This is a genomic window from Synechococcus sp. PCC 7502, from assembly GCF_000317085.1.
Lineage (GTDB): Bacteria > Cyanobacteriota > Cyanobacteriia > Pseudanabaenales > Pseudanabaenaceae > PCC-7502.
The window spans coordinates 195,112-212,218 of record NC_019702.1 but is presented as its reverse complement, the minus strand read 5'-3'; the positions used below and the strand labels follow the sequence as shown (position 1 = coordinate 212,218).

Sequence of the window (17,107 nt, the reverse complement as noted above, 5' to 3'; positions counted from 1 at the left end):
AATACACTCATCCTTTTTTATTTATTGAAAAGTATTTACATAGGCTTTAGTGTCTGAACTACGCTATCCAAGGGCAGGCGATTAATATCTTTATTATTGCCAATCAAAACCATCATTGCACCTTTTTGCAGTTTATTGACTGGATTAGGGTTAACTTCGTACTGTCCATTCGCACAAATTGCCAATATATTAACCCCATAGTTACGGCGCAGTTGTAAATCTAAAATGGACTTGCCTGTAAATGCTTCTGGGACTAATGCTTCAACAATACTGTTATCCTTATCAAGTTCTAAGCGGTCTAATATACCCTTTTGGGTCAGCGATCGCGCTAAAGCTGCCCCCATTTCTGCTTCAGGATACACCACTAAATCCGCCCCCACTTTTTTTAGTAAGGTACCATGCACTTCTGAAGATGCCTTTGCCACTACATTTCTCACCCCCGCTTCTTTGACGTGAAGAGTAGTGATAATACTTTCTTCTAAAAAGTTACCGATCGCCACAATTACCGTATCAAAATCAGCAATCCCCATATCCTTAAGAGCGATCGCATCCGTAGTATCCACTTGCACGCAATGGATCGGAATTTGCTCAATGATAATGTGTGATACTAAATCCTCATTTTTATCTGCCCCTAAAACTTCGTAGCCCGCTTGGATTAAAGTTTTACAAACCGATCTCCCAAACCTACCTAAGCCCAAAACCGCAAAGTGTCTATTATCTAAATGTTTTTTGCGAAATAAATTCATAGCTTTAAATGACTAAACCCTTAATTGAGGGCTGAGATAGGTTTTACCAAGTTTTTATCCGACTAACAGAGTTTCCTCTGGATACTTGACCAACTTGCGGCGTGAATCTCCAAAAATTGCCCCAATTAACAGTAAAACACCCACCCTTCCAGTGTACATAGTTAAAATTAGCACTATCTGTCCCAGCGCTGAAACTTGAGCAGTAATTCCCGTTGATAGACCAACCGTACCAAAGGCTGATACTGATTCAAATAGAATTTTGACGAAATCAATCTTAGGCTCAGTCACAAGCAATAAAGTAGTTGATACCATCACTGTCAGCATTGACCCAATTATGACTCCGACTGCTTTCAGAATTAGCACCGAAGAAATCTGACGATTGTAAAGATGAACATCATCCTCACCCTGTAATGCGGCATGGGTACAATTAGTTAAGACTCGCAAAGTCGTTGTTTTAATCCCGCCACCCGTACCACTGGGACTAGCACCAATAAACATCAGAATAATTGTGACGAATAATCCCGCTAAGGTCATTCCGCTATAGTCTATGGTATTAAATCCCGCCGTTCTGGCTGTGACCGACTGAAACCAAGCTACCATTAACTTTTCTGTGGCACTAAACTCACCTATAGTTTTAGGATTATTTAACTCAGTTAACAAAATACCCAAAGTCCCCAAAAGTAACAAAACCACTGTTGTACTGGTTGCCACCTTAAAATTAAGACTAAAGGAAAATCGATCCTGCGATCGCCTAATTTTCATCCTTAGCCATAAGTACACCTCCAAAATTACTTGATAGCCAATTCCACCTAAAATAATCAAACCAGTGACTGTAAAGTTAATAATCGGTGAATGGACATAGTTAATCAAATTATTAGGAAATAGGCTAAATCCCGCATTATTAAAAGCACTAACACTATGGAAAGTTGCACACCAAAGACTGCGCCCCAAATCAAAGCTTTTTTCAAATTCTGGGGTCATTAAAAATACGCCTATGACTTCCAGCAAAATTGTAGTGACAATAATAGACTTTACCAATGGAACACCACTGCGAATTCCAGATATATCTAAAGATTGCTGTAAAGTTACCTTTTCCCGCAAGCTAAACTTGCGTCCAATTAATAGCAACAAAAAAGTAGTGGCTGTCATATAGCCCAAGCCACCAATTTGACAAAGCAAAAGTAAAACCGCTTGCCCTGTAAAGTTATAAAATGTCCCCGGATCAACAACTGCTAAGCCTGTTACGCAGACCGCTGATGTGGACATAAATAATGCCGTAATAAAATTTCCCCAGTTACTATCACTAGTGGAAATTGGCAACATCAGTAAAATTGCTCCTGCCAGTATTACTGCCACAAACCCCAAGCAGATCGTCCGAGCAGGGGTCACAGATTTCTCCAGATCAATTGCAATGTTAGATGTAAAAACAATCGTACAATCATTAACTTAAAGGAATTATTGCAAGAATTAATTTAGTTCGCCATTATTGAAGATAATCCCAAATTTGTAAATCCCAAACTTGGGCATGCAGAATCATAACGTCTAAATTTGATATGAGTTGCAGATTTTTCCTCAAGGTCGCAGAGCTTATGAATTTAATAAAATAAACTATGCCAAAAGCAAAAAGCTCCCTAACAGAATATTAGAGAGCAATTAGGAGTTGATAAGTTATAACTATGCCTTAAAAACAGCCTTGTTCTTTAGGTATCTTTTGCCAACGAAGTAGCCAGCGAATAACAAGACTCCAACCCCAGTTTCAAACTCATAAGGCACGGTAAGAGCACCCTTAACAGTTAAGTCATCAATAGCAAGCCGTCCTGCACTTGCACCGTCATTATTAACAACTCTAAATGTAATTGGAGCTGTGATGTTATCAAAAGCAGCACCGCCAATATTAAAGCTTTGAGGAGCTCCAGGAAAAGTATTCGCTGGTACGCCAGTCACTGTATCGATAGCAGTGGTAAAACCATCTAAACTGGAGAATAATGACAACGAGGTAGGACCAGAACCATTTCTTCGAGCAAAGAAGGTAAACGTTGATAAGTTAAGATTAATAGAAGGAGCAGTTTGAGTAAGAGTAAACGTGAAGAAATCATTAGGCTGAGCGGAGGTAAATGTAGCAACACCACCACCTGATGAAGTTGGCTCACCCACTTGGGTTATTGCGCTTGCAGTTAGTCTAGGTGAACCTGTAACTTTTGCATTGAAGTTCGAGTTGAAATCATAAAGAACAGTAACAGCAACAGCATGACTCGGAGCAGCGATCGCCAAGGAAGCAATGGTACCTAGGATAGGTAGTCCAAAATTGCTTAAGTTTAAAGTTTTTAGCATACTCATATTTTTTTGTAAGTAGTTGTAAATTAAACATACCATAAACTTATACGATAGGCAACTAAAAGATAAATTATTAAGTATTTATACTATACTTTTAAGTTCTTATACATCAGAATTTATTTATCAAAACACCAGTAAGACTAAATGGTCTTGCCTCTGTGATTTTAAGATTTACTACCTGGGCGATTAAATTAGAGGAAGTTTCATTTAAGAAAGTAATACGATTGCCTCTGGTTCTGCCCATTAGTTGGTTCGGGTTTTTAGGGTTAATGCTTTCGATTAAGATTTCTTCAGTTCTACCTAAATAACGCTGCGATCGCTCTGCCGCTTTTTGATTAACTAAATGATTAAGTCTTTGTAGGCGATCATCTTTTATCTCTTCACTCAGTTGATTTGTCCAAATAGCTGCAGGAGTTCCGGGGCGGGGAGAATAGGCAGCAGTATTCACTAAATCAAAACTAATATCTCCAACTAAGCGTAGGGTATTTTCAAATTGTGCCTCGGTTTCACCGGGGAAAGCCACGATCGCATCGGCAGTAATAGAAGCATCGGGCATAATCGCTCGAATATTATCGATAATGCGGCGGTATTTCTCATGGGTATAACCCCTTGCCATTGCCTTGAGGATTTCGTTATCTCCCGACTGAAAAGGAATATGAAAATGTTCACACACCTTAGGCAATTCGGCACAGGCTTGGATCAGGCGTGGACTGAAATAGCGAGGATGGCTGGTAGCAAACCGAATCCGCTCAATGCCTTCAACATCGTGGATATAGTAAAGTAAGTCCGTTAGGGTAATCTTGCCGCCAACTCCACCACCTAAATTGCTAGGGGGTAGGTCTCGACCGTAGGCATCGATATTTTGTCCCAGCAGGGTAATTTCCTTATAGCCCTGTTGTGACAGATTGTTAACCTCTTGGAGAATGGCATCGGGAGTTCTTGATTGTTCTACACCTCTGACTCTAGGAACAATACAGTAAGTACAGGATTCATTACAACCGTAAATTATGTTTACCCATGCGGTGATCGAGCTATTGCGGCGGGGTGTGGTGATGTCTTCTTCGATATAGGCGGATTCAGTTGCCGAGACTTGATTACCATTAAATACCTGCTCTAGCAGATGATCTAAGCGATTAACATGCTGAGGTCCCATGACTAAATCTAGTTCGGGTACACGACGAAGTAATGCCTCTCCTTCTTGCTGTGCCACACAACCTGCCACTACTAGGGTTAAGTCAGGGTTTTTATGTTTGCGTTTTGCCTGCCGACCTAAGTATGAATAAACTTTTTGTTCGGCATTATCTCGAATGCTACAGGTGTTATAAAGTACCAGATCGGCTTCGTCAGCCTCATCAGTGGAGCTATAGCCCATGGTTTCTAGTATGCCCGCCATCCGTTCAGAGTCGGCTTTGTTCATTTGGCAGCCCAAAGTGACTATATGATATTTGGGATCGGATTTGACAGAGTGCATACTAACTTAGGTAATGATTAAATAGCGGAATAAATTTCTAGACTAAAAGCCTATTTGACAAGACTAATTTGATTAAGTAAAAAGACTAAGTAAAGAACTAGGTGAAAAATTGTCGCTGGTACTAGAATTTTAGCCTAATAACTCGGACTTTATGTTAAACCCAATGCCCGATCGCAGACCAACTTTGCTATGGACGATTCTAGTCAGGTATATATCTAAGTTTTTGTCTGTTTTTTTATCTGGCTCAAAATTAGCATGGACTTTGGGATTAGTATGGACGGTTTCAGGACTTGGGATTTATTTCGGTTTAAAAAATTTAGAGTTAGTTCTGATTCCTATCCTTTCTATTACTTTTTTGCTGATAATTTTGCGCTGGGTAATTACATCTAGTTGGTTTTTAAATGCTGTCCATGCTCAACTTATGGACTTTCCATCTATACCTGCTATACCCAGTGATGCCATTGTGATTTTAGGTAGAGGTGAGGCTTTACGTCAGTCGAGAGTTGAAGTGGCAGTAAATTTATGGCGATCGCTAATGGTTCCGATCATATTTGCCAGTGGTACCGATGATGCCCTAGAAATTCAAGCTATGTTGAGAGAATTAGGTATCCCAGATCAAGTAATTACAGGTGAAGATAGATCACGGACAACCGCAGAAAATGCTGAATTTACCAGTTTGATCCTAGGTAAGCAAGGTATCAAAAGAATTTTATTAGTTACCGATCCACTGCACATGAAGCGATCGCTATTAACATTTCAGCATTATGGGTTTGATGTGATTCCAGTACCAACTGCTGGGAATGATGGATTATCAAAACAGGAGCAAGATTTATTAATAATTAGGGAGTATTTCGCTTTAGTATCCTATGGACTTTTAGGTAGATTAGCTTGATTATGTGGTTGAGAGGCTTGCAGTTGCTTTAATTCGGTTTCTAGAGCAGTAATACGTTCCATAAGTTTTTGATTGGTTTCTAATAATTCCTGCGATCGCCCACTTAAATGCGGATCGGACTCCCACCAATTAATCCCAATTTCCCTAGCTTTATCCACTGAGGCAATTAATAACCGAATCCGAATACTCAAAAGCTCAACACTGCCCACGGATACAGTAATATCTCCCGCAATGACAATGCCTTTATCTAAAACCCGTTCGAGAATGTCGGCAAGGGAAGAACCACTGGTACTTGTATTCAGTTTAGAACTGGGCTGATTCATGGATAGGTTTAAAAATTTACCAAAATAATTAATAGATCAAACTAAATAACGGCTTAAATTAGCTGATCCAATAATTGATCCAAAGTGGAAGCAGATTCAGAATTATGCTCGAAACGGGACAAAATTACATCACGGCATAGCAACCGAAAGTCTTCACTTTGTCCACTAATCGGAATTTTATGTTCATAGCATATTCTGCCAATGGTTAAACATAGTCTAAGGCTGGCTGATTTAGTTTGGTTGGTATAACGGCGATAGCTGCGAACTAAGCTAATTAATTTGACTGATTGTTCGGGAGCCAAGCCAATGCGAGTAGTTAAAATCAACTGTTCTGTTTCCAGATCGGCTTCACCAATATCAATAGTGATCATGCGATCAAGTAAGGCATCTTGGGTAGGATGAACACCTGCATATTCTTCTGGATTAGAAGTAAATAATGCCCGAAACTGAGGATGAACCCGCACATATTCAGATTGCTGACTATCAGGGGGAAGCACGATCAGTTTTTCTTCTAAGGCACTAAGCAAAACATTATTAACTTCGGGGCGAGATCGATTAAATTCATCATAAATTAAGGTGAATCCCTCACGGGCAGCAAGGGTAAGCCGAGAATCTACCCAATTGTGCTGGAGATTATCCTCAAGTTTAAGTACGGAGTGAATGTAATTATCTACAACTTTTTTGCGGGTATATCCCGACTGGGAACCAATTAGCTGGGAAGAATTTAAGTCTTCATCGCCATAGATTAATACCATAGGTCGCCCTAATAAACTGGCTAGGTGCATAGCTAGGGTGGTTTTTCCTGTGCCTGCTGGTCCGCGCAAATGTACAGCAAAGCCAGACTGTAAATAGCGTAAAGCTCGTTGGGCAATCTTTTTGGTAAAAGCGGTACTAACAAACTGACGGGGATTGGCTTGGAGGACTGTGGTCATTCTTATTTAATTACAAAATTAATTACCAAGCTTAGTTATCTAGATCAACCAGTTTGATCAAAGTATTGAGAATTTCAGATGGGTCAACGCCAAGGGTATTAGCTCCAGTGGTTAACAGGTCTTTGACGATATTGCGATCGTTAACAACTTGGGTCAAGGTCGGATGCCCTTCTAGTCCAGCGACATAGTTTTCAATAAACTGATCAATGCTTATGGTTATAGGTGCAGCTATAACCGTAGATTTAAAAGATTCATTGGATTCACTTCTCGACTCTGCAATTAAATTACTATAATCCACGCCCCATACTGATAGATGGATGTAGGTTACATAGTCGGATAGTTCTTGCTTTAACTTGGCGGCTATGGCTAGGCGATCGCTTTGAACTAACTGTAAAAATTCGGCGGTGTTATTTTTTAGGGTTTGCAATGCTTGCAGTCTTTGGGTGCGATCAAATAAAGCTGTGGCTAGGCGATCGGCTGTGAGTTTAGCTAGAGTATTTTTGATTTCTAAGGCTCGATCATTAACTTCCTGTAGTCTTTGTCGTGATGCGAGGTCGGCATTTTTAAGTCGGCTAGTTTGCAGTTGCTGAAGTTCTATATAAATAGCGCTAGCTCTATCCGCTACAGCCTGAAGTCTTTGGGCTTGTTCGGAACGGGCAGTAGCTAGTCGGTTTTGTTCCCATGTAATGCGCTGACTGGTGACTTGATCCAGTAGGGCATGGGTAGCGTTGACTTCCTGCTGAAATTCTTGCGATCGCTGCTTTCGCCAAGTATTAAGAGCATCTATGGCTTGATTTCTTTGTTGGAGCCTAGATTGGCGAGCTTGGGCAAACCCTTGCATCAGAGAAGTCATATCTATTACATCCTAGCTTTAAGAAGTGTTATGGAATATTAAATAATTAACTAAAAATTGAACTAAAAGAATTAACTTAAGAGGCAAAGCTTAACTATAAACTATGCCTCAAATTAGTTTAGATTGGAAGTTAGGCAGCAGGAACAGCAGCAGATGCAGTTAAGCCAACAGCTTCAGCATATTTTAAATAGGTTTCCACGGAGGCAATTACTACTCTTGCTTCAATAGACAAAAGCTCAATTCCAACTAAGGAAACTCTAACCCAAGCATCAATCACAATACCTTTATCCAAGATACGATCTACAACTTCAGCCAAACTGGAAGAAGAGTTAACTTTTTCAACTGCCATAACAAAATTTCTCAAATAAATAGCATGTTTAGCATAGCGCAATTTTTTAAGAAATATATAAGAAAGCTTTATATTTCAAGGTTTGGATTCCACTCACTTAAATTAAATAGCATTTTTACCAATAGCAAAAAGTTAGGTTGGAGATTCTATCTTTATTAACTTTAAAATTGCTGTAGAAGAATCACTCTCTTATTTAGAAGCGATCGCACTACTTCTAGCGATAACTCTGGCATAGTTTTTAGTATTTCAGACACAGTTAGCGCATATTGACATTGCTGCATAAACTTAAACTCTAATTCCGAAAGGTGACAAATGCCGTAGTCGGGATCAAACAGACAATCACTTTCCCACCCATTAATGCAAGGATGGTGCTGGGGAATCGAACTTAAAAGCCTGGCATCAGATTGATCTAATTTTGCTAACGGTGGACGTGCCAAAAAGAACTCATAGTGAGCTATATCAGTATCGAGGAGTTCAATTAAGCGATATTGATCAATGATTGGTAAGGATTGAGCCAATGCTAGTAATTCAGGATTAGATCCCAACAATCTCTCTAGGTTCCAGATATGGGGATTGGAAAAACCGACAAATTCTAAACCCGAAGCTGCAATTAATTCAAATAAACTGCCAATCTCATAATCAATTTCCTGAGGATGTAAATACATATCCGCAAAGCATTCATCACGGGTATTTTCCATAGCCCAGCGATTTTTTTCCCGTTGCACTAGGCGATTTGTATCTGGTAATGCGGCGAATACTTCTCTACCAAGTTTTACCCCTGCCCGAAAATCTTGCTTTTGTCCTTGTGTTTGTAAGAGGGCGATCGCCTGCTGCATTAGGTTAATTTCCCATCTCCCAATCTTGGCATAGACAAACACATGAAAAATTCCACCGGGGGCAAGTTTATTAGCAACCGCTTGAATTCCTGCGATCGGATCAGGTAAATGATGCAGAACACCCACGGAGTTAATCATGTCAAACTGTCCTGCAATCTGATCGAGATCGTAAAGACTTAATTGCTGAAAAGTTAGCGATCGCCCTGTCATAGGGGGAGAACTGCGACGGCACCGTTCCTTTGCGACTTCTAAGGTGCCAGCACTAATATCAATGGCAACAATATCGGCATTGGGATTAAGATGTGCCAAATATTCTGTACTTACACCACTACCGCAGCCTGCATCCAAAATCCGAGGTTTCTTAGTCGCAGCCAATCCATTTGTACAAAAGCCGAAAGCTCCCTGCCAACTCCAACGCCAGTTATAACCAGGTGGAGCCTCATCCAACAGAGGATCGGGGGGAAATGGAAAGGTATCGTAGAGATGGGAAACAATATTAGTAACTGCTTGACGGTCTGGCATGGGGAAACAAAGAATTTTATAGAGTCAATAACATTAGTAACTAATCTGTAACTGCACCAAGACTACTGGTCGAGACTAACTTGGCATATTTTGCTAAAACTCCCCTTGTATAGCGTGGAGCTGGTGGTTGCCACTGAGAACGACGAGCAGCTAATTCCTCATCACTTACATTTAATTGTAGTAATTTGTTATCGGCATCAATGGTAATAGAATCTCCTTCTTTGACCAAGGCGATCGCTCCACCGACAAAAGCTTCTGGGGCAACGTGACCCACTACCAAACCAAAGGTACCACCTGAAAATCTACCATCGGTAATTAAACCTACAGAATCTCCTAAGCCCGCCCCAATAATTGCTGCCGTTGGTGCTAACATTTCCCGCATCCCAGGTCCCCCCTTAGGTCCTTCATAGCGAATTACCAACACATCACCCGCTTGCACTTTGCCTGCAAGAATAGCTGCTAGACATTCTTCTTCAGACTCAAAAACCTTAGCTGCACCTGTAATTACCCGTTTTTTGATTCCTGTGATTTTGGCAACACTACCTTCTGTAGCTAGGTTCCCTTTCAAAATTGCTAAATGTCCCTGGGCATATATTGGTTTAGACCAAGGACGGATGACATCTTGATCGGGTGATGGTTCTTCTGGAATATCTTTCAGGACTTCGGCGACGGTTTGTCCTGTAATTGTTAAGCAATCACCATGTAATAACCCATTTGCCAGCAATATCTTCATAACTTGGGGAATACCGCCCGCTTTATGTAGATCGGTTGCCACATACTTACCACTGGGCTTAAGGTCACACAGCACTGGTACTCTCTGCCGAATCCGCTCAAAATCATCCAATGTCCATTCCACTTCTGCTGAATGAGCGATCGCCAAGAAATGCAAAACTGCATTAGTAGAACCACCCACAGCCATCACTACAGAAATAGCATTTTCAATGGATTTGCGGGTAATTATATCCCTTGGTAAAATTTGCTGGCGAATTGCCTCCACTAGAACTTTACCTGCCAATTCAGCATTGTCATTTTTTTCTGAATCTTCGGCAGCCATCGTCGAGGAATAGATTAAGCTCATCCCCATTGCCTCAAACGCTGATGACATTGTATTTGCCGTAAACATCCCCCCACAAGAACCTGCTCCTGGGCAAGCATTCTGCTCCACTGCCATTAACCGAGCATCATCAATTTTGCCTGCACTATGCTGTCCCACGGCTTCAAAGGCACTGACTACAGTTAAATCTTCCCCATCCAAATGACCGGGTTTAATCGTACCGCCATAGACAAAAATTGCTGGTATATTCATTCTTGCCATCGCAATCATTGCTCCGGGCATATTTTTATCGCAACCCCCGATCGCCAAAACCCCATCCATACTTTGACCTGTACAAGCAGTTTCAATGGAGTCGGCAATTACATCCCGTGATACCAGAGAATACTTCATTCCTTCCGTACCCATGGAAATACCATCGCTAATAGTAATTGTGCCGAATAACTGCGGCATTCCCCCTGCGGCTCTGATTCCCTGTTGTGCTCTTTCTGCTAAAGGGGCTATGCCCATATTGCAAGGGGTAATCGTACTGTAGGCACTGGCAACTCCGACAATGGGCTTATTAAAGTCAGCATCCGTGAATCCCACGGCACGCAGCATGGCACGGTTAGGAGATCGGGCTACACCTTGGGTAATGATTTGACTTTTGCGGTTATCTGCCATGACTGTTAAAGTTGGATGTGATCTAAGTGGTGAATTTTGATTAGATTTTTAATCTAGCATCTCATGGATTTCTAATGCTAATTTTTACCTAACTTCATTCTCCCTAAAACCTGCAAAAAAAGGACTTAGTTTTCTCTAAGCCCTCAAGGTTATTTAATATTTTGGGTTTAATATTTCTAGAAATTTACGTTAACTAACGACTAACTCACACTGGCAAGTTGGGCATTATTTTCTAGCAAAATTTCCTGTAACTCACTGGCATCAATAGTCTCACGCTCTACCAATAGTTCGGCAATCCTATCGAGAATATGACGATTTTGAATGAGGACATTTCTAGCAGTTTTATAGGCATTTTCGACTAATATATTTACCTCTTGATCAATTAATGCGGCTGTCTCTTCAGAAAAGTCACGCTCAGAGGCAATATCTCGACCTAAAAACATATTATTGTTGGCACGACCTAAAGCCACTGGACCAAGTTTTTCACTCATGCCAAAACGAGTAATCATTTGACGGGCAATTTGGGAAACCTGCTGCAAGTCACTGGAAGCACCAGTGGTAACTTCTTCTTCCCCAAAGATAATCTCTTCTGCTAAGCGACCACCCAGAGCCACAGCCATTTGGTTTTGCAGGTAAGAACGGCTTTGCATTCTTTCTTCGGTGGGCAGGAACCAAGTTAGTCCGCCTGCACGACCACGGGGAATAATTGTCACTTTTTGGACGGGATCATAATCGGGCATCAAGGCACCAACTAAGGCGTGACCCGCCTCATGATATGCCACTAGCTTTTTGCGCTTGTCACTCATGACTCGATCTTTCTTTTCAGGTCCAACTAAAACCCGATCTACGGCATCGTTAATTTCATCCATGGAAATTTCCGTGAGATTGCGACGGGCAGCTAAAATTGCGGCTTCATTTAAGAGGTTAGATAAATCTGCACCTGTAAATCCGGGAGTGCGACGGGCAATTTTTTCTAGATCGACATCTTGTCCAAGGGTTTTACCACGGGCATGGACACCTAGAATTTCTAAACGACCGGCAAAATCGGGACGATCTACTACCACTTGGCGATCGAATCTACCAGGACGCAGTAAGGCGGAATCTAGCACATCGGGACGGTTGGTTGCAGCAATAATAATAATGCCTGTATTGCCTTCAAAGCCATCCATCTCTGTTAACAGTTGATTTAGGGTTTGTTCACGTTCATCATTTCCACCACCTAGTCCGGCTCCCCGCTGGCGACCGACGGCATCAATTTCATCAATAAATACGATACATGGGGCATTAGTTTTAGCTTGTTCAAACAGGTCACGCACCCTAGAGGCACCAACGCCAACAAACATTTCCACAAATTCTGAACCAGAGATCGAGAAGAAAGGTACACCCGCTTCACCGGCAACCGCGCGAGCTAGTAATGTTTTACCTGTACCGGGAGGTCCTACTAAGAGTACACCTTTGGGGATTTTGGCACCGACTGCCGTAAAGCGATCGCTATTTTTGAGAAAATCTACAACTTCAGTTAATTCTAATTTTGCTTGCTCAATCCCAGCTACATCACTAAAGGTAACTTGGGTTTGGGGTTCCATCTGCACTCTAGCTTTGGACTTACCAAAATTCATCGCTTGGCTACCAGGTCCCACTTGAGCGCGGCGTAATAAAAAGAATAATCCGACTAGTAAAAGTACGGGTAAAAAGAAGCTAGTCAAGGTTTGTAAAAGGGCACCGTCATTACGGCGAGGAGCCACATCTAGTTCAATATTATTATCAGTAATAGTTTTAATAAAATCTGGGTCATTGGGCAGATTCACTCTGACTCTTTTATTGCCATTGATGCCACCAGGGATGGTCGCTTCAGCATAGGTGCGATCGCTGCTTAGGGTAATCCTAGAAACTCCTTGCTTACTTTCAATTGCGTCTAAAAGTTGACTATAACGCCACTGCTCTTGGGGTTGAGGTTGGTTATCAATTAAGGCAGTTCCAAGGGTAATCACCACAATTCCCAGCAGGGCATATAAACCAATATTTTTCCACTTTTTATTATTGTTTTTATCTTTCACCGCAGATGCTCCAGAACATTATTTATTACATAATATTAACCTAATCAAATTGGCAGTGGGGATATTGCGATCGCTCCAGATCATCTATCGGGCAAGAGCATTAATAAATTGCTGTAATTGGGTGATTAATGATGGCTTTTTCCCTGTGGCTTTACCCATAATTCGATTTAGATCATCGCCAACGGGTCTTTCCTCCCCTTCATAGATCAGTTCCATACCTGTGGTTTTATCTTGCCACACCTGCCAAAGCTGAGGATAGCACCGCCATACAGCACCTTCTTCTATGGGTTGAATGTAATAGACAATTTCAAATATGCTTAAAAACCGATCGCGCATTCTCCGAGCAGCCAGTCCTAATCCCACTTCACTATTTTCTAGTTTAGGATTCAGCATCACAAACGGGCGATCGCCAATCAAAGTGAGTAATTTTTCAATGCCATCTACTTCTACTGAAGTTGGCGAAATTAATAAAAATGCCTGAGACTCTGGACGAGCCGCCGCCCTACCTTCATTGACACCCCGCATGGACACTTCACGCAAAATATCGGAATTAGCCCAATCTCGTTTAGCAAGGGCAGCCGTCCCCGCATCGGCAAATAGAGCCTGCCAAGCCTGACCATATTGTTTCGTAAAAGCCTCCGCAAAAGCAAGGGCGATCGGCATTTGTGCCAGTTCGGGGAATTTCATATCGATTTGAATTCGCTTACAACCTGCTGCAATTGCGCTCATGGTGGCAGCGATCGCTTGCTCTGTGGTCTCTTCTAGGGTTTCGGGTATGGTAATCATTTAGCCAGTCACCTGTACTCCTTTCCAAAAGGCAATATAGCCCCGAATATTTTTGGCAGCGTCCTTAGTCTCGGGATAATACCAAGCTGCATCTTTATTTTCCTTACCATCGACAACTAAGGAATAGTAACTGGCAACGCCTTTCCAAGGACAGGTTGTGTGGGTGGAGCTTTCTTTAAAATATTCAGATTTAATGGCATCGGCAGGAAAATATTTATTGCCTTCCACGGATTCGCATTGATCACTTTCTGCTACTACCACGCCATTCCAAATTGCTTTAGTCATAGGTTTAATTAAACTTACTAATTCAGTAATTTACTAATTCAGTATAAATGGGATTAGGGGCATTCTATAAAGGCGGTACAGCATTATTCGGATGACGAGCATCGGTAATTAGCCAATCAAGGGCAGCAGCCTGTAAATCAATCGTGGCACCAGTTTTATCCACACAATAGCGACCGAATACTAATTTATCAACTAAATGCACATCGGAAAGGCGGGAATATTCAAAAATTACGCTGCGCTCCACATCTGCCCCAGTTGATATATGGCAGTTAGGTCCAATCATGGTCGGTCCAACGATCTTTACGCCATCTTCAATTTGGGTCATGGCACCAATATATACAGGACCAGTAATATCTACCTTATCCCAGTTCACACAAACATTTAGCCCCGTAAATATCCCCGGTTTCACCTCATAGCCCGGCACTTTGACATTATTAATCTTGCCCATTAGCACATCTTGAATCGCTTGCCAGTAGTCAGGAACTTTCCCAATATCTACCCACTGAAAATCCATAGCGATCGCATAGAAAGGAGCGTTAGCTTCTACCAATTTAGGGAATAAATCCCCTCCAATATCAAATTGTTCTCCAGAGGGAATATAGTTAAATATCTCTGGTTCAAAAATATAAATCCCAGTATTAATATTGTTACTGCGTGCCTCTTCAACGCTAGGTTTTTCTTGGAAGTCAAGGATTCTACCATCATCATCGGTGACTACTACCCCATAGCTGGATACTTCTTCCTTGGGGACGGTTTTCATCACTACAGTTGCCAAAGATTTTTTTGCTTTGTGCCACTCTACTACTGCTTTTAAGTCTAGATCAATCAGCGCATCTCCGCATAGCACTACAAACGTATCATCAAAAAACGGGGAGAAATCCTGAATCTTTTTTAAGCCTCCCGCTGAGCCAAGGGCATCACCGACTAGTTCCCCATTCACAATCTTGCCTTCAAAGGAATAGCCCATCTGCACATCAAATTTCTGTCCATCCCGAAAGTAGTTCTCAATTTCTTCGGACAAATGACTTACGTTGACCATAATTTGATCAAATCCATGTTGACGCAGCAATTCCACCAAAAATTCCATCACGGGCTTTTGCATAATGGGAATCATGGGTTTAGGCATAATATAGGTAATCGGTCGCACCCTAGTTCCTTTCCCTGCTGCCAAAATCATTGCTTTCATTTCTTACTCAATTCTCCGCATTTTATGAATAAATATAAATAACCTGTTTTAGTCTGAAATATTTAGAATTCCGTCTAATTCGGATTAGTCTAATTTACGTCCAGTTAACTCGACAAAAATATCTTCTAAATTAGAATCACGCACCATAATCCCTCTTTTATCAGATTGAGCCTCCACATAGCTGTGAGCTTGATCATAATCGGCAAAGAATTTATAAGCAATTTGTTGGTCATTTTGACTTACTACTACTGCTAAACCATACTTTTGTCTTAGTTCGGCGGGTGTACCAATTTCGATCAGACTGCCATTATTCATGATCCCGATGCGATCGCATAAAAATTCTGCTTCTTCCATATAGTGGGTTGTTAACAATATCGTCATGCCTTGTTCTTTTAAGTCTTTAATAATTTCCCATAGTCGTCTTCTGGTCTGGGGATCGAGTCCAACTGTGGGTTCATCTAAAAATAAAATCTGGGGTTGGTGTAGTAATGCCCGCGCAATTTGCAACCTGCGTTTCATACCACCTGAAAGGGTTCTGACTAAAACTTGGGAGCGATCGTTGAGATCAACATAATCTAAACAACGCTGGATTGAGTCCCTGCGCTCTTTTTCGGGAAGATGATGAAGCCTGCCATGATACTCCATGTTTTCCCACAAAGTTAAATCTAAATCCACACTAATCTGCTGCAAAACCACCCCGATTTGGCTTTTGACCTGCTGTGACTGTTTAATTACATCTAGTCCTCCGAGGCTGATTCTACCTTGGCTAGGACGAGTTAATGTGGTCAGCATTCTAATGGTTGTAGATTTTCCTGCCCCATTTGCTCCTAATAGTCCAAACATCTCCCCCTGCAATATTTGTAAGGAAAGATTATTGACCACGGGGACTTGATTATAGTGTTTATAGACTTGGTCTAAAAGAATTGCTACGGGTGACATTAGGTAGTACCAACGGTGATGCCATTGTACAAGCTCATTGCCTTAGGAATTCCCGAATCTCTGATCACGGCGATCGCCTGCTCTGTAGTTTTAAAAATTTCAGTTAATTGTTGCATTTCTGCGATTGTAAATTTCCCCAAAACATGACTAACGGCACCACCAATTTCCGCACTACCAATGCCAATTCTTAGGCGAGGAAAGTCTTGGGTTCCTAACTCTTGAATAATCGACTTGATTCCGTTGTGTCCTCCTGCCGAACCAGAGGTTCTGATTCTGAGCTTGCCTAAGGGTAAATCCATGTCATCATATATGACTAAAACTGAGTGCGGATCAAGCTTATACCAGTTACAACACAACCGCAGTGACTGCCCCGACAAGTTCATATAAGTTGTGGGCTTAAGTAAGCGGATCGGTTTTTTCTCCCCATATATGCCCTTAAACTTGCGATCGGGGATCAGGCTTATACTCCACAGATTTGCTAAGTAGTCCACCAGTAGATAGCCCACATTATGACGGGTGTGATCGTACTCCTGTCCAGGATTACCTAATCCCACAATTAAGCTAATCTGATCACTCATCAGAACTAGATTTTGCCTCTGACTCTGAAACGGATGAAGCCGATGAAACTGATGCCTCAGTTACTGATTTAGAAGGAGGAACTTTCTCCAATTGTTCTACCTCCTTGGTAAATTCAGCTTGAAAATCACGGGAAGCATCCTGAAAGCCTTTAATAGTTTTGCCAACGCTGCGTCCGATTTCTGGCAGCTTTTTAGGTCCAAATATTAGAAGAGCCACACCCATGATGACAATCATTTCGGGCAATCCTAGACCAAAAATATTCATTTCCACTCTCCAAGGTTAATTTCAGCCCAACTTGACCAG

The 17,107-nt window shown here is 41.6% G+C and carries 18 protein-coding genes; 1 reads left to right on the top strand and 17 read right to left on the bottom strand.

What is annotated here, in order from left to right; all coding sequences use genetic code 11:
* Positions 1 to 35: 35 nt before the first annotated feature.
* The 4 genes from SYN7502_RS01055 to miaB all read right to left on the bottom strand — a co-directional run bounded on the left by SYN7502_RS01055 (position 36) and on the right by miaB (position 4,551).
* Entirely contained in the window at positions 36 to 746 is a 711-nt protein-coding gene (locus SYN7502_RS01055) for a potassium channel family protein (RefSeq protein WP_015167044.1), read from the bottom strand.
* 54 nt (positions 747 to 800) lie between these two features.
* Positions 801 to 2,135, bottom strand: coding sequence for a TrkH family potassium uptake protein (locus SYN7502_RS01050; protein WP_015167043.1), 1,335 nt, complete (start codon positions 2,133 to 2,135; stop codon positions 801 to 803).
* A gap of 285 nt (positions 2,136 to 2,420) precedes the next feature.
* Positions 2,421 to 3,077 carry a PFE-CTERM domain-containing protein gene (locus SYN7502_RS01045; RefSeq protein ID WP_144050153.1) on the bottom strand — a complete coding sequence of 219 codons (657 nt, stop codon included), beginning with the start codon at positions 3,075 to 3,077 and terminating at the stop codon, positions 2,421 to 2,423.
* Positions 3,078 to 3,189: 112 nt separating this feature from the next.
* Positions 3,190 to 4,551, bottom strand: a complete 1,362-nt coding sequence (miaB, locus tag SYN7502_RS01040) for a tRNA (N6-isopentenyl adenosine(37)-C2)-methylthiotransferase MiaB (protein WP_015167041.1) — start codon at positions 4,549 to 4,551, stop codon at positions 3,190 to 3,192.
* A gap of 151 nt (positions 4,552 to 4,702) precedes the next feature.
* Between miaB and SYN7502_RS01035 the strand changes: the two genes are divergently transcribed.
* Positions 4,703 to 5,443, top strand: a complete 741-nt coding sequence (locus SYN7502_RS01035) for a YdcF family protein (protein WP_051023548.1) — start codon at positions 4,703 to 4,705, stop codon at positions 5,441 to 5,443.
* On the opposite strand, the gene SYN7502_RS01030 is transcribed toward SYN7502_RS01035, so the two are convergent.
* The 13 genes from SYN7502_RS01030 to SYN7502_RS00970 all read right to left on the bottom strand — a co-directional run bounded on the left by SYN7502_RS01030 (position 5,416) and on the right by SYN7502_RS00970 (position 17,068).
* Complete coding sequence (locus tag SYN7502_RS01030; protein ID WP_015167039.1) at positions 5,416 to 5,766, bottom strand: gas vesicle protein; 351 nt, start codon at positions 5,764 to 5,766, stop codon at positions 5,416 to 5,418. The two genes, SYN7502_RS01035 and SYN7502_RS01030, sit on opposite strands and share 28 nt — an antisense overlap.
* Positions 5,767 to 5,819: 53 nt before the next feature.
* A complete protein-coding gene (gene gvpN / locus SYN7502_RS01025; RefSeq protein WP_015167038.1) occupies positions 5,820 to 6,698 on the bottom strand; it encodes a gas vesicle protein GvpN in 879 nt (292 codons plus the stop codon).
* A gap of 31 nt (positions 6,699 to 6,729) precedes the next feature.
* The gene (locus SYN7502_RS01020) at positions 6,730 to 7,551 is read right to left on the bottom strand and encodes a hypothetical protein (protein WP_015167037.1); all 822 of its coding nucleotides are present in this window, start codon (positions 7,549 to 7,551) and stop codon (positions 6,730 to 6,732) included.
* Between the two features lie 130 nt (positions 7,552 to 7,681).
* Complete coding sequence (gene gvpA / locus SYN7502_RS01015; protein WP_015167036.1) at positions 7,682 to 7,900, bottom strand: gas vesicle structural protein GvpA; 219 nt, start codon at positions 7,898 to 7,900, stop codon at positions 7,682 to 7,684.
* 161 nt (positions 7,901 to 8,061) lie between these two features.
* On the bottom strand, positions 8,062 to 9,258 hold the full coding sequence (locus tag SYN7502_RS01010; RefSeq protein ID WP_015167035.1) for a class I SAM-dependent methyltransferase: 1,197 nt from the start codon (positions 9,256 to 9,258) through the stop codon (positions 8,062 to 8,064).
* Between the two features lie 40 nt (positions 9,259 to 9,298).
* A complete protein-coding gene (gene ilvD / locus SYN7502_RS01005) occupies positions 9,299 to 10,972 on the bottom strand; it encodes a dihydroxy-acid dehydratase (RefSeq protein ID WP_015167034.1) in 1,674 nt (557 codons plus the stop codon).
* A 200-nt stretch (positions 10,973 to 11,172) separates the two neighbouring features.
* Positions 11,173 to 13,029 carry an ATP-dependent zinc metalloprotease FtsH gene (gene ftsH, locus SYN7502_RS01000; RefSeq protein WP_015167033.1) on the bottom strand — a complete coding sequence of 619 codons (1,857 nt, stop codon included), beginning with the start codon at positions 13,027 to 13,029 and terminating at the stop codon, positions 11,173 to 11,175.
* A gap of 84 nt (positions 13,030 to 13,113) precedes the next feature.
* Positions 13,114 to 13,815 (bottom strand): DUF1995 family protein, encoded by a 702-nt coding sequence (locus SYN7502_RS00995; protein WP_015167032.1) that lies wholly within the window; start codon positions 13,813 to 13,815, stop codon positions 13,114 to 13,116.
* Positions 13,816 to 14,100 carry a DUF427 domain-containing protein gene (locus tag SYN7502_RS00990; protein ID WP_015167031.1) on the bottom strand — a complete coding sequence of 95 codons (285 nt, stop codon included), beginning with the start codon at positions 14,098 to 14,100 and terminating at the stop codon, positions 13,816 to 13,818.
* A gap of 64 nt (positions 14,101 to 14,164) precedes the next feature.
* On the bottom strand, positions 14,165 to 15,286 hold the full coding sequence (locus tag SYN7502_RS00985; protein WP_015167030.1) for a sugar phosphate nucleotidyltransferase: 1,122 nt from the start codon (positions 15,284 to 15,286) through the stop codon (positions 14,165 to 14,167).
* An 84-nt stretch (positions 15,287 to 15,370) separates the two neighbouring features.
* Positions 15,371 to 16,225, bottom strand: coding sequence for an ABC transporter ATP-binding protein (locus SYN7502_RS00980; RefSeq protein WP_015167029.1), 855 nt, complete (start codon positions 16,223 to 16,225; stop codon positions 15,371 to 15,373).
* Entirely contained in the window at positions 16,225 to 16,806 is a 582-nt protein-coding gene (gene pth, locus SYN7502_RS00975; RefSeq protein WP_246829016.1) for an aminoacyl-tRNA hydrolase, read from the bottom strand. Before pth ends, SYN7502_RS00980 begins: the two co-directional genes overlap by 1 nt.
* Positions 16,796 to 17,068, bottom strand: coding sequence for a TatA/E family twin arginine-targeting protein translocase (locus SYN7502_RS00970; RefSeq protein WP_015167027.1), 273 nt, complete (start codon positions 17,066 to 17,068; stop codon positions 16,796 to 16,798). Before SYN7502_RS00970 ends, pth begins: the two co-directional genes overlap by 11 nt.
* Positions 17,069 to 17,107: the final 39 nt, after the last annotated feature.